Below are 11,991 nucleotides of genomic sequence, written 5' to 3' on the forward strand. Positions count from 1 at the left end.
CCGGCCCTTTCCCCGTTGAAATGTTATTCTACATGCGCATATTCAAAAATGGTGTGACCGATGTAGTTTTTCAGCACGCCTTTGACATTCGGCTTCGCCAGGAACTGATCTTCAAAGAAGCGAATCGGCATCAGCGGCATTTCGTCGGCCAAGATTTTTTCCGCCTTCGCGAAGTTTTCCATCCGCTTTGCCTGATCGGAGATTTTGCGGTTTTCTTCCAGCAAACGGTCGTATTCGGCGCTGTTCCATCTCAGGTCGTCGGCTGTATTCACGCCTTCAAAGATGTCGAGGTTCGTCATCGGGTCCGGGTAGTCTCCTGTCCAACCGTCAGAAGCGATGTGGAAATTGCCGTTTTCAATCTCGTCCCAATACACTTTCGATTCAAACGTCTGGATGTTGACATCTACTCCCAAATTTTGCTTCCACATGCTTTGCAGCGCTTGGGCGATGTCTTTGTCCGACTGGCTCGCCATGACGATCATCGTAATTTCCGGGATGCCTTGCCCGTTCGGATACCCTGCTTCGGCGAGCAGTTTTTTCGCCTCGTCGACGTTTTCGCTGAACACGTTGCCGACGACATCGCGGTATTCCTTGTCTTTTTGCACCCCATCCGGGATTCCGTACGGCACCATGCCAAAAGCAGGCTTCTCTACAGACTGCACGATATTTTTGATGATCTGGTCGCGATTGATCGAGATGCTGAATGCTTTGCGGACTTTCGCGTCATCAAACGGCTTTTTGGATGCGTTGAAATCAAAATATTGCATGCCGATCCGGGGAACAGAGAAAAAATCAGACGTGCTTTGATACTGCTTCATGCCTTCCGGGCTGATGTTGTCGGACACGTGAATCTCGCCGTTCGTATAGGCGGCAAGCTCTGCTTCGGTGGACTCGATGAACACGATTTCCAGCGTATCCAGCTTCACTTTATCCGCTTCGAGGTAGTTCGGATTTTTCTTCAGGACGTATTTTTCTTTCGGGCGAAGCTCTGTCAGCATGAACGGTCCTGTCGTCAAATACGTCTCGGGCGATTTGGTCCAGCCTTCTTTTTCCACTACGTCCTGACGCACCGGGTAGTAGGCGGTAACGCACAACAGCTCCAGGAAGTACGGAGTCGGATTTTCCAGCGTTACTTCCAGCGTGCTTTCATCGACGGCCTTGACGCCGACATCTTCTGCTTTCGCTTGCTTTTCGTTGTACGCCTTGCCGTTTTTGATGTAGTACAAGTAAAAAGCCGCGCCGGAAGCGACGTCCGGATTGAGCACACGCTTCCAGGAATACTCGAAGTCTTGGGCGGTTACGGGCTTTCCGTCAGACCATTTGGCATTTTTGTCGATTTTAAAAGTGTACTTGGTGCCTGTCGCATCCAGCTCATACCCTTCGGCAAGTGACGGCACGGGCTTTTTTCCGGATTCATCGATTTTATAAAGACCGCGGAACAAGTTTTGCAACACGATGGACGAGCGCGCGTACACGTTCAGTGTCGGGTCCATCTCCTCCGGTTCTTTGCTCAACGCATAAATGATTTTTTGCTCGGCAGCAGGCTTCTCGCCCTCCGCTTTCGGCGCGGTCTGCTGTCCTTGATTCTCTCCCTGCGGTGCCGTGCCTGAGCTGCTACATCCGGCTGTGACTGATGTGATCGCAAGTAGCGCCGCCAAAACGATGCCCAACCTCTTTTTCATACTCGTCCCCCCATTTTTTGCATTTATATGAGCCGTCCGAAAACACGGCATTCATATCTCGCTGGTGAAAAGCGAAAAGATGGCGAAAAGACTGTCAATCGAGCAAATGGCAAGCAACGAGGTGGCCGTTGCCGCTGTCTTTTAAAGCAGGCTTCTCTTCTGCGCAGCGGTGCAGCGCATGTGGACAACGTGTCCGAAACGCACAGCCGCTCGGTGGATTCAGCGGGCTGGGCACATCACCCTGGAGGTGGATGCGCTCGCTCCCTTCTGCCGTGTCCGGGTCGGCAATCGGTACCGCAGACAACAACGCCCGCGTGTACGGATGCTGCATGTTCGTGTACAAATCGTGCACGCTCGCGTATTCGACCAGGCTCCCCAGGTACATGACGCCGACTTTGTGGGAAATGTGCCGAACCATCGACAAGTCGTGGGAGACGAACAAGTAGGTCAGCCCGAATCGTTCCTGCAACTCTTCCAGCATGTTGACGACCTGCGCCTGAATCGAGACGTCCAGGGCAGAAATCGGTTCGTCGCAAATAATGAACTCCGGCTCGACGGCCAGAGCGCGAGCGATCCCGATCCGCTGACGCTGGCCCCCGGAAAATTCATGCGGATACCGATTGAGGTGATCCGCTTTCAATCCGACCAGCTCGATCAGCTCCTTGACCCGATCCACTCGGTCCTTTCCGCGATAAATGTTATGTACCGCCAGCGGATCTCCGATAATCTGCGCGATCGTCATGCGCGGGTCGAGCGAAGCGTACGGGTCTTGGAAAATCATTTGCATTTTTTTGCGGTAGGGCAACATTTCTTTGTGCGTGAGCCGGGTGATTGGCTGGCCGTCGAAAATGATCTCGCCAGCAGTTGGCTCGTACAGCTTCAACAGCGTCCTGCCGATCGTCGATTTGCCGCACCCGGATTCTCCGACCAGTCCGAATGTCTCCCCTCTGAAAATCGTAAAGCTGACGTCGTCTACTGCCTTGAGCAGCGTAGAGCTGCGGCCGAGGAAGCTCTTTTGCACCTCGAAATGCTTTTTCAAATTCCGCACTTCTACCAGCGCCGAAGCGGGCTTTGCCATTAGCCGATCACCTCCCGCATATGGTTGGCCGCTTTTGGATGCATCAGCCAACAGGCGGCCTGGTGGGTTTCAGACAGCGCGACGGACTGCGGCGGCTGCTTTTCGCAAACTTTCATTGCGTACGGACAGCGCGACGTGAAGGCACATCCGGCAGGCGGGCGGAGCAAATCGGGCGGGCTGCCCGGGATGGAGATGAGCTTTTTCTTTTCCCCTTCCGTAAACTGCGGGATGGAACGCAACAGCCCCCACGTATACGGATGGCGCGGTTTGTAAAAAATTTCGCGAGTCGTTCCTTGCTCAACAATCGTGCCGCCGTACATGACGATGATCCGGTTGCACATGTTGGCAATTACACCGAGATCGTGCGTAATCATCACAATCGAGACGTTCAGCTTGTCTTTCAAATCGCGCATCAGATCGAGGATTTGCGCCTGAATCGTCACATCGAGCGCGGTCGTCGGCTCGTCGGCAATCAGCAGCTTGGGCGAACAGGACAGGGCGATGGCAATCATGACGCGCTGCCGCATGCCGCCGGAAAATTCGTGCGGATACTGCTTCAATCGCTTTTCGGGACTGGGGATTTCCACCATGCGCAAAATCTCGATCGCTCTTTGCCGCGCCGCTTCCTTCGACAGCTTTTGGTGAATGCGCAGCGGCTCGATGATTTGCTCGCCGACGGTAAACAGCGGATTCAGCGACGTCATCGGGTCTTGAAAAATCATGCCAATGTCGCGCCCGAGCATTTTGCGCATCGCTTTTTGACTCGTATTGACCATCTGCGCGCCGTCAAACAAGATGTTGTCCGCTGTCAATGTGGCGTTGTCCGGCAGCAGCTTCAAAAGGGAGAGCATCGACACGCTTTTGCCCGAACCGGATTCTCCCACGATGCCGATGGACTCGCCTTTTTCGACGTGAAAGGAAATCCCGCGGACGGCTTGCACCTGTCCTGCGTCGATGTGAAATGTCGTTTTCAAGTTTTCTACCTGGAGCAATTTCACGTTATCACCCGCCTTTATTTCTTTAGCCTTGGGTCCAGCGCATCGCGCAAGCCGTCACCGATGAAGTTCAGTGCAAACATCGTAATGCTGATCGCGAGTGCCGGGAACAGCATCTGATACGGCTGGGTAAACAAAGTCGGAATCGCATCGTTGACGAGCGTGCCCCAGCTTGCCATCGGCACCTGAATCCCGATCCCCAAAAAGCTGAGAAACGCTTCCGTGAAGATCGCCGACGGCACGAGAAACGTAACGGTCACGATAATCGGGCCCATGCTGTTCGGAATCAGATGCTTGAACAAAATGCGCATGTTGGAAGAGCCTGTAGCCCGCGCCGCCAGCACAAACTCCTGATGCTTGAGCGTGATAACCTGGGAGCGAACCATCCGCGCCGTCCCGATCCAGTACGTCAGCGACATCGCAATCAGGATGCTCTCGATCGTATTGCCGAGGAACATCATCAGCAAAATAATGTACAGCAGCTCGGGCACGCCGATCATGATGTCGACAATCCGCATCATCACCATGTCGACCTTGCCGCCGAGATAGCCGGAGATTCCGCCGTAAATAACGCCGATTACGAGATTGATCGCCGCAGCCGCTACCCCGATCGTCAGGCTGATTTGCGCACCGTACAGGGCACGCACGAAAATGTCCCGCCCGAATTTGTCCGTTCCGAACCAATGCTCCGCAGACGGCCCCTGATTTTGATTGGCAATATCCTGTCCATCGTACGTGTACGCGGAAAACAGCGGGCCGACGATCGCCGCAACGGCAATGACCACAATCGTGCACAAACCGATCATCGCCAGCGGGTCTTTCCGAAAACGGCTCCACGCGTCTTGCCAGTACGATTTGCTCGGACGCGAGATCGTCTCGCTTTGCATCGTGCCAGCGTCCAGTCTGGCGAAATCCTCATCGGGAATATCCGCCCACTCCTGCTCCCTGTCTCCGCGCAGATTGGCCCCCTCGCTCCCCTTCCAGGCGTAATTCATGTTCGTCATCACCTACTCCTCGATTTTTACCCGCCGGTCGATAATCGCGTACAAAACGTCCACGATAAAGTTTGCCACGATGATGAAAAGCCCGAGAAAGACGGTCAGCCCCAAAATAACCGAGTAATCCCGGTCGCTGATGCCCGTCACGAAGTCCCTGCCGATGCCCGGGATGGAAAACACGCGCTCCACGATGAAGCTCCCCGTTAACAAGGCGGCGACCAGCGGCCCCAAATACGTGACGATCGGGATAATCGCGTTTTTCAGTGCGTGCTTGAAAATGACGCGGTATTCCGGGACGCCTTTGGCCCGCGCTGTCAAAATGTAGTCCTGGCGCATCACTTCCAGCATGCTGGAACGCATCAACCTGGCGATATAAGCGATCGGGCCAAAGGCAAGACCGATGACAGGCAAAATGTAATGCTTCCAGCTGGACAATCCGTAGGTAGGCAAAAGCTTCAGGACAACGGCGAACAGAAACAGCATCAGCACGGTAATGACGAAATTCGGAATGGAGATGCCGACTGTGGCAAAGATCATCGATGCCCAATCCGCCCATTTTCCGCGCTTGATCGCTGACGTAATGCCAAGCAGCATCCCGACGATGAGCGCTACGACGATCGCCACCAGCCCGACTTTTGCGGAGACAGGGAAGCCGCGTGAGATCAATTCATTCACCGTCACATCGGACTGCTTGAAGGAAAAGCCGAGATCGCCCTGGGCAATGCTTTTCAAGTAATTCACGTACTGGACGCTCAGTGGTTCATTCAAGCCGAATTTTTCCTCCATCTTTTCCATGACGCTTTTGGGCACTTTCCGTTCCTCCGCCGGGCTGAAAGGCCCTCCCGGCACGGCGTGCATCAGAAAAAACGTGATCGTGATGAGGACAAACATCGTCAATATGCTCGCAAAAAACCGCTTCACGATATAGCCAGCCATCTCAAACCTCCTTTTAAACGTCTTTCGGGTCGTGCCGCACTTTTACTTCCAGAGACAGCTTGTGCAGATCGATGCGATAAATCGGCCTCGGCCTGCCTCGCTGACTCATCGATTCCGTGCCGATGACTTCGGCTATCCCTTTTTCCTTCATCTTCTGCACCATCCTCGCTGCATTGCGCTCCCCCGTGTTCATTCCGACGCTAATTTCCCGTGTCGTCACCTCGTTTTTCTGGATGAGCTGGAGCCAGGAAAACAGCTTGCGAATCGACGTCGAGACAAAATCGCCCCGCTCTTCGCCGATGAGGGAATAATCGAGCGTGTTGCGCGTGCCGAGCGGACCGAGCACCTTCATCTGGTCGTCGATGAGATAGGCGCTGTTGCCCGGGTTGCGAAAAGCAAATTCGACGGCGCGATTGGCATTGTACAAAGCCCGCTCGACTGTCTCGCCCATGCCGATGCCCAGGTTCATCGTTCCCAGCTCTCCGCTGCTGTTTTTCAGGACGGGAAAGCTGGAAAAGTCTTTGGTCACTTTTTCCACGATCCCCCGCGTGGTATACAACGTGTACTGCCCCGGATCGGCGCTCGTCATCGACGCAAACAGCCGTTTGCTGAACTCCGTCACTTTCTTTTGATATTTGTCGAGCGCATCGCCAAGCTGTTCGCCCTCGGCAGGCTCGATCCGAAATTGCAGCACCGTAATTTGCGCCAGTTGCTTTTTCTGATCCCGCGCCAGCCACAGTGCTTTATTGATCGTGTCGCGAATGAGCTGCTTCGTGCTTTTGATGAAAAAGACCGGGACGTGCTCACCCTTCAAGCGCTCGTAGACGGAGTGAATGCTGGTGGCAACGACTTGCGCCTTGCCCTCTTGCCATAGCGTCAGATGATGCTCGTACAGCTCCTCCGAATTTTGGAAGCCGTCCATGTTTTTCGAGAACCAATGCACTCCTTTCGCTTCAATCTCGTCAAAAAACTCTTGCAAGTGCTTGGCTGGAATACCGTCAAAGCTGATGGTCGGGAAAAAGTGATAGTGGCGATAAATCTGGAAGATCGCTCTGTACAGATCAGTTCCTTCGAAGGGGATGAAAATCGAGCACGAATGGGGCGGGATCAGGTCCTGGGAGAGAAGGAACGGCACATCGCCGCTGAAAAAGTAGACATCGTAAACTTCCATGCATTCCTGGAGCAGCTCCCGCACACTCTTTTCCGAATCGTAAATGAGCCTGATCGGTTCGATATGCGGAAACTCCGCGAGCACGGTGCAAATATCTTCGACTAGCAACCTGGGACCAATGACAGCGAATGTTAGGTTCAATTAATCACCTTCTACTTGTTCTTTAATTAGTCTGCTATTCGTAAAGATAAAAGGATTTGGCAATAAAATCCAATTTAACGAGCAGTCAAGCAGTGACTTTTCGACATTTTTCGTTCTGTAATATGTCTGTAATTCGAGTTAAATTAATATTATTTATAAAAATCAGAATTGTCAATCTATATTAGGTATCATTTTTTTGTTGGGAGGAGGGGGGTGGGTATAAGGAATTGCTATAGAAGAAAGTCGAGGGAGCACCCCTGCCTAGGGCGTCGCTCGCCTATTTGCCCACACAAAAAAAGCTTATTCTCACACGCTCATTGCGCTGGAATAAGCTCTTATCCGCTTTGCTGTTCCTTTTATAGTGCGCTTTTTAAATTACACTGTTTTTACCGCTCGCTGCTGCCTAACGGAAATTCCCCCTCACAACTTCTGCACCCGCAGCACAGGCACCTTTTTCTGCTCATATGTGCCTTCCAGTATCTTCTCGTGAATCACATTCAGTTTAAGCAGACTGGCAATTTTCCCGGTGTCCGCCCGCGACATGAGCCGCCAAAGAGACGGGTCGGGCAACGAATTGTACAAGCGATCGTCGCTGTAGTCTCGCCGCTCCTGGTAGCTGATCAACAGCTTGAAGTCACCTTCCTCGGCGCTTCCGGCTTCCGCGTAGGCGTCGAGCAGCTTGCTTCGCAGCGCGCCAAGTTCATCCTCTACCTGCTTCTGGATTTCTTTCAATTCATAAAAGCGGGCGATTAGCTGTTCCATCGGCTCGTCCTCCTTGATTTAGGCTCTTCCAAAGAAGGATATGTGCGACCGCTGGACGATAGAACACCAACACCTTTTGGCCGGGAAAAAGCAGCGAGGGGCCGCCCCAAAAAGACGAACAAAAAAGCCCAAAACCCGAACCACAGTTTCCCTACGTTTTGTCAGTTTTGTCACACGAAAAAAGGAGCGTCTCCTGGTCGGAAAATCGACTTTGGAGACACCCCCTCTGTTGTGGCATAGGCAAGGCAAGTATGTTATTTGCCGATCATTGTGTTGATCGCTTCGCCTGGATGCTTGATCAGGAAGGTAGAGTATTCCACTTCCCAAGGATTCCATTTGCCCTCGCCCTGATAGCCCCATACGGAGTTGATGCGGGACACGGTATCTGTGTTGTTCATGCCCACGATTCGCTGTTCTCCTACAAGTTCAAACGTTCCGTTTCCATCCATGTCGACTGGCGTAAGCGAGCCGAACGGATACGAAAAGACGTTTACATCGTCGCCGTTTGCCTGCACTTTGCCTGCTTTGTCGTACAGCTTCGCTGCGACATATACGTCCTGATTCGCACTCACGTCAATGGTCAGCGGCTTGTCCAGCTTGGAGCCTTTGCCCTCTACTTTAAAGCCATCCACGAACTTGCCTTCATAGCGGATGCCCTCGTTTTCCTTTTCGCCAAAAATGACAGCGGGCTTGTTGTTTGCGAAAGTGGCAATGACGTGGCTGTAAATGCCACCGCTGCCGCCCGTTGCGGTTTTTACAAACGCATCTGCTACGTGATCTCCGGTAAAGTCTACGAGAGTCAGTTCGCCTTCGTAGCCGCCCAGTTCCTTGAGGTCTGTTGTACTGTACGCTTTCGATTTGCCGTCTTGTACAACAATGTTCATGTTGGAAGCGTAGATGTCGTCTGCCTTTTCTTTTTGTCCAACCAGAAATACTTTATCTTCAACCTTGTCGCCGTTCACATCGGCGGACTTTACATCGATGACGTACGTGTTTTTGTCGAGCTTCAAGTCTGCTGCCGCTGCGAACAGCTTGCCTTTTTCCGAATCAGCGTGCGCCACTTTCGTTCCTGCCATATTCAAACCTGCAACTCCTACTACTCCTGCCAATACGAGGAATGCAGCGGGCTTCATCCATTTTTTATTCATTGTTTTTTCCTCCCAAGTTGTTCTTGTCTTCATGTACAACTATAGGACGAAGCCCATCTTAATTCGTTACAAACGGTTTACGAATCAAAAACAAAGAGGTAAAAACTTTCTGTGCAGGGGCGGGCAACCAGTTGCAGAAAGTGCGCCGCTTTCTCGCTCTGTTCCCTTCCCGGCAGGCAAAAAAGCGCCTGTGCCACAGCTTACTTGACGTTGTCGAGCACGCTTTTCACATTCGCAGCCGAGTCTTGGCGAATGCTCAGATTATAGTGCGCTCGCACCGCCTGATACACAGCGTTCAAGTTTTGGCTGCTCTTGTTTTTGCGGTAGGCGGCGACCTGCTTGGCGAATGTCGGATGGTGGATCACGTCCCGGCTCCAATCCCAGACGCGCGGCTTCAGCGCATCTTTGCGCGCTTGCTCAAGCAATTGCGGGAAGCGCTGAACGAAATGCTGGGCGATTTTTCTGCTGGCATTTTGGTATTCGTTCGTCTGTTCAATCGAGTAGTTCTCTGCTCCCTCTGCAAAAGGCTTGCCGTTGACCGAGATGATCTCTCGCGGCTGCACAGGCGCCATTCCGGGCAGCAGCTTCACTTGATAGTACGCCCAGCCGCTTGCTGTCTTTTTCCCTGGCAAAATCAGCTGAACAAACTGAAAGACACGGTCATAGGCATACGTCTCCGGGAAATTTTTCTCTCCTGGTTCCAGATCGAGCGGTGACTGCGGGAACACAAATCCTTTGCTGTCTACGGGAAAACCTGGCAGCCCACTCTCCACCGCCCAGCGCACGGCTTCATTCTCCGAGTCTTTCAGGTCAATGCCTCCGTGGTAAGGACGCACATCTTTGAATGCACGATAAAACACCGTCGCGACAAATTCTCTTGTCGCAATCCCGTCATCGATTTCCTCCGGTTTGACATACCCGGCATGGATGAGTGGCTGTATTCGGGCGTTCAGCTCCAGCTCGGCACGCGCCTTCCTCGCCTGTAGCCCTTCAGGGGAATAGCCATCCAAAGTATCGATTTGCCGATCCAGTTCAGCAAGTTTCCCACCCTCTGGATACGCAGGCGGAAAAATCCCGATCATCTGATAAAAGTTCCACAGGAAGCCTTTTTTGGATGTGACAAACTTTCGGTTGTCGTCAAACTCCAATTTGTAATGGTCGAGATTCCCCGTCGAGTCAACCAAATACTGTTTGATCGGATACTCCCGCACTGTCGCAGGCGTCTGCGGGTTCGCGAGCGAAACCATCTGCACATTCAAAAACAAATACTTCTCTGGATTAGCCGGGAGCTTGTATGTGATTTTATAACCAGGAGCAGCCGCTGCGGCTATGTCCAGAGCGGGCGACACAACTGACACAGCCGAGAGACAAAGCGTGCACGTCAGCAGGCTAAAAACAAACTGTTTTCCTTGCATGGTCAAAATCATCCTTTTTTCATGTCATACCAATATGGACGCGGAAAGAAATGGAAAGTAACATATCAACATAAAAAAACCGACCAGATGCTTCTCATCTGATCGGTTTGTATCCACCTGGTCGAGCTTTTGGCGATAGCTTATTCGCTCTCAGTCTGGACAGCTACCGGGGCAACCCCCATGCTTTCCAGCTTTTCGTAAATATCTTTCAGCTTAGGATTTCCCTCGCCGACAATTTCCCCGGAAATTACGACAAGCGGATACCATAAATCTTCCTCAATGATGCGTGTCGCCCAGCTTTTGTCATCGTCTGTCTGCGGCTGTTGAAAGTCGCTGTACACGATGCGGATGCTGTCGCTTCCGTATTTGCGAGAAAGGGCAGCCTGCAACCATTCTGCTGTCTCTTTGGCAGATGGCAAATTGACGCAGCTTGCGCAAAGCTGTTCGGTTCCGAATACCTTGATTTCCACACTCATCTCATCCGCCTCCTCGCGAGTCCGTCCGTAGCTGAGTTGCATTCGTTATGCGATTTAGGACAGAGCCTGATCCAGATCTTCAATCAGGTCTTGCACATCTTCGATTCCCACGGAAATGCGAACCAGTCCATCTGTGATGCCCAACTCGGCGCGGCGTTCTGCCGGGATGGAAGCATGCGTCATACGAGCAGGCACGCTGATCAGGCTTTCTACTGCCCCGAGCGATTCTGCCAATGTGTAATACTTCACTTTTGCCAAAACTTCATCGGCACGCTCTGCGCTGCCAACGTCGAAGGAGATCATGCCGCCAAAGCCGCGAGCCTGTTTTTGGATCAGCTCGTGACCGGAGTGATTGGACAAGCCAGGATAGATGACACGTTTGATGTCGCTGCGCTCAGACAGCCATTTTGCTATCGTGCGGGCGTTGTGCTCATGCTCTTCCATGCGGATTCCGAGCGTTTTCATCCCGCGCAGAAGCAGCCAGGAATCTTGTGGGCCGAGGACGCCGCCAATCGCATTTTGCACGAAATGCAGGTCTTCGCCAAGCTGCGCATCTTTTGCAACGACCAGACCAGCGACCACATCGCTATGTCCGCCCAAATACTTCGTTGCGCTGTGGAACACGATGTCTGCGCCCAGATCGAGCGGATTTTGCCAGTATGGAGTCATGAACGTGTTGTCGACTACGAGCAGCACGTCTTTTGCTTTGGCGATGTCTGCCAGCGCACGGATGTCGCTTACTTTGAGCAATGGGTTGGTCGGCGTTTCCATGATGATCGCCTTTGTTTCCGGGCGAATGGCTGCCTCTACCGCTTCCAGGTTGCTCGTGTCGACGTAGCTTGCTTCCAGACCCATACGGGAAAATACGCGGGTTACGACGCGATATGTACCGCCGTACACATCGTCACCCACTACAAGATGATCGCCTTTGCTGAACAAAGACAAAATCGTGGACAAAGCCGCCATCCCGGAGCCAAAAGCAAAGCCGCGCGCTCCGCCTTCGATCTCGGCAATGTACGTTTCCAGCGCGTGACGCGTCGGGTTGCCCGTACGGGAGTATTCGAAGCCTTTGTGCACGCCAATCGCTTCCTGTTTGTACGTGCTCACTTGGTAAATCGGAACGGAAACCGCTCCTGTATGTGGATCTCCATCGATACCGCCGTGGATCAGACGAGTTTTAATGCGCATC

11 protein-coding genes are annotated in these 11,991 nt (G+C 52.7%); all 11 read right to left on the reverse strand.

The features are described from left to right. Positions 1–23: 23 nt before the first annotated feature. A complete protein-coding gene (locus tag NST23_RS22845; protein WP_340964637.1) occupies positions 24–1,682 on the reverse strand; it encodes a peptide ABC transporter substrate-binding protein in 1,659 nt (552 codons plus the stop codon). Positions 1,683–1,776: 94 nt separating this feature from the next. Next, complete coding sequence (locus NST23_RS22850) at positions 1,777–2,760, reverse strand: ABC transporter ATP-binding protein (protein WP_063227392.1); 984 nt, start codon at positions 2,758–2,760, stop codon at positions 1,777–1,779. Then, a complete protein-coding gene (locus tag NST23_RS22855) occupies positions 2,760–3,758 on the reverse strand; it encodes an ABC transporter ATP-binding protein (protein ID WP_122964517.1) in 999 nt (332 codons plus the stop codon). The genes NST23_RS22850 and NST23_RS22855 overlap by 1 nt, the downstream gene beginning before the upstream one ends. A 14-nt stretch (positions 3,759–3,772) precedes the next feature. Continuing rightward, positions 3,773–4,642, reverse strand: coding sequence for an ABC transporter permease (locus NST23_RS22860; protein WP_122964744.1), 870 nt, complete (start codon positions 4,640–4,642; stop codon positions 3,773–3,775). Between the two features lie 120 nt (positions 4,643–4,762). Next, positions 4,763–5,689 carry an ABC transporter permease gene (locus NST23_RS22865; protein ID WP_122964516.1) on the reverse strand — a complete coding sequence of 309 codons (927 nt, stop codon included), beginning with the start codon at positions 5,687–5,689 and terminating at the stop codon, positions 4,763–4,765. Between the two features lie 13 nt (positions 5,690–5,702). Beyond that, positions 5,703–7,001, reverse strand: coding sequence for a hypothetical protein (locus NST23_RS22870; protein ID WP_141254219.1), 1,299 nt, complete (start codon positions 6,999–7,001; stop codon positions 5,703–5,705). Between the two features lie 420 nt (positions 7,002–7,421). Then, a complete protein-coding gene (locus NST23_RS22875; protein WP_063227388.1) occupies positions 7,422–7,763 on the reverse strand; it encodes a hypothetical protein in 342 nt (113 codons plus the stop codon). A gap of 254 nt (positions 7,764–8,017) precedes the next feature. Then, positions 8,018–8,911, reverse strand: a complete 894-nt coding sequence (locus NST23_RS22880; RefSeq protein ID WP_340964640.1) for a hypothetical protein — start codon at positions 8,909–8,911, stop codon at positions 8,018–8,020. A 200-nt stretch (positions 8,912–9,111) separates the two neighbouring features. Further along, complete coding sequence (locus tag NST23_RS22885; protein WP_340964643.1) at positions 9,112–10,326, reverse strand: hypothetical protein; 1,215 nt, start codon at positions 10,324–10,326, stop codon at positions 9,112–9,114. Positions 10,327–10,466: 140 nt separating this feature from the next. Next, positions 10,467–10,802: a YuzD family protein gene (locus NST23_RS22890; RefSeq protein WP_063227385.1), complete on the reverse strand. Its 336-nt coding sequence runs from the start codon at positions 10,800–10,802 to the stop codon at positions 10,467–10,469. A 54-nt stretch (positions 10,803–10,856) separates the two neighbouring features. Further along, positions 10,857–11,990, reverse strand: coding sequence for a bifunctional cystathionine gamma-lyase/homocysteine desulfhydrase (locus NST23_RS22895; RefSeq protein WP_340964645.1), 1,134 nt, complete (start codon positions 11,988–11,990; stop codon positions 10,857–10,859). Position 11,991 lies beyond the last annotated feature (1 nt).

Source organism: Brevibacillus sp. FSL K6-0770, from assembly GCF_038000275.1.
GTDB classification, from domain to species: domain Bacteria; phylum Bacillota; class Bacilli; order Brevibacillales; family Brevibacillaceae; genus Brevibacillus; species Brevibacillus parabrevis.

Bases quoted from the DNA above. Each gene is read 5' to 3' on its own strand.
- NST23_RS22845 (WP_340964637.1), bottom strand. From the start codon at position 1,682: ATGAAAAAGAGGTTGGGCATCGTTTTGGCGGCGCTACTTGCGATCACA.
- NST23_RS22850 (WP_063227392.1), bottom strand. From the start codon at position 2,760: ATGGCAAAGCCCGCTTCGGCGCTGGTAGAAGTGCGGAATTTGAAAAAG.
- NST23_RS22860 (WP_122964744.1), bottom strand. From the start codon at position 4,642: ATGCAAAGCGAGACGATCTCGCGTCCGAGCAAATCGTACTGGCAAGAC.
- NST23_RS22865 (WP_122964516.1), bottom strand. From the start codon at position 5,689: ATGGCTGGCTATATCGTGAAGCGGTTTTTTGCGAGCATATTGACGATG.
- NST23_RS22875 (WP_063227388.1), bottom strand. From the start codon at position 7,763: ATGGAACAGCTAATCGCCCGCTTTTATGAATTGAAAGAAATCCAGAAG.
- NST23_RS22880 (WP_340964640.1), bottom strand. From the start codon at position 8,911: ATGAATAAAAAATGGATGAAGCCCGCTGCATTCCTCGTATTGGCAGGA.
- NST23_RS22885 (WP_340964643.1), bottom strand. From the start codon at position 10,326: ATGCAAGGAAAACAGTTTGTTTTTAGCCTGCTGACGTGCACGCTTTGT.
- NST23_RS22890 (WP_063227385.1), bottom strand. From the start codon at position 10,802: ATGAGTGTGGAAATCAAGGTATTCGGAACCGAACAGCTTTGCGCAAGC.
- NST23_RS22895 (WP_340964645.1), bottom strand. From the start codon at position 11,990: ATGCGCATTAAAACTCGTCTGATCCACGGCGGTATCGATGGAGATCCA.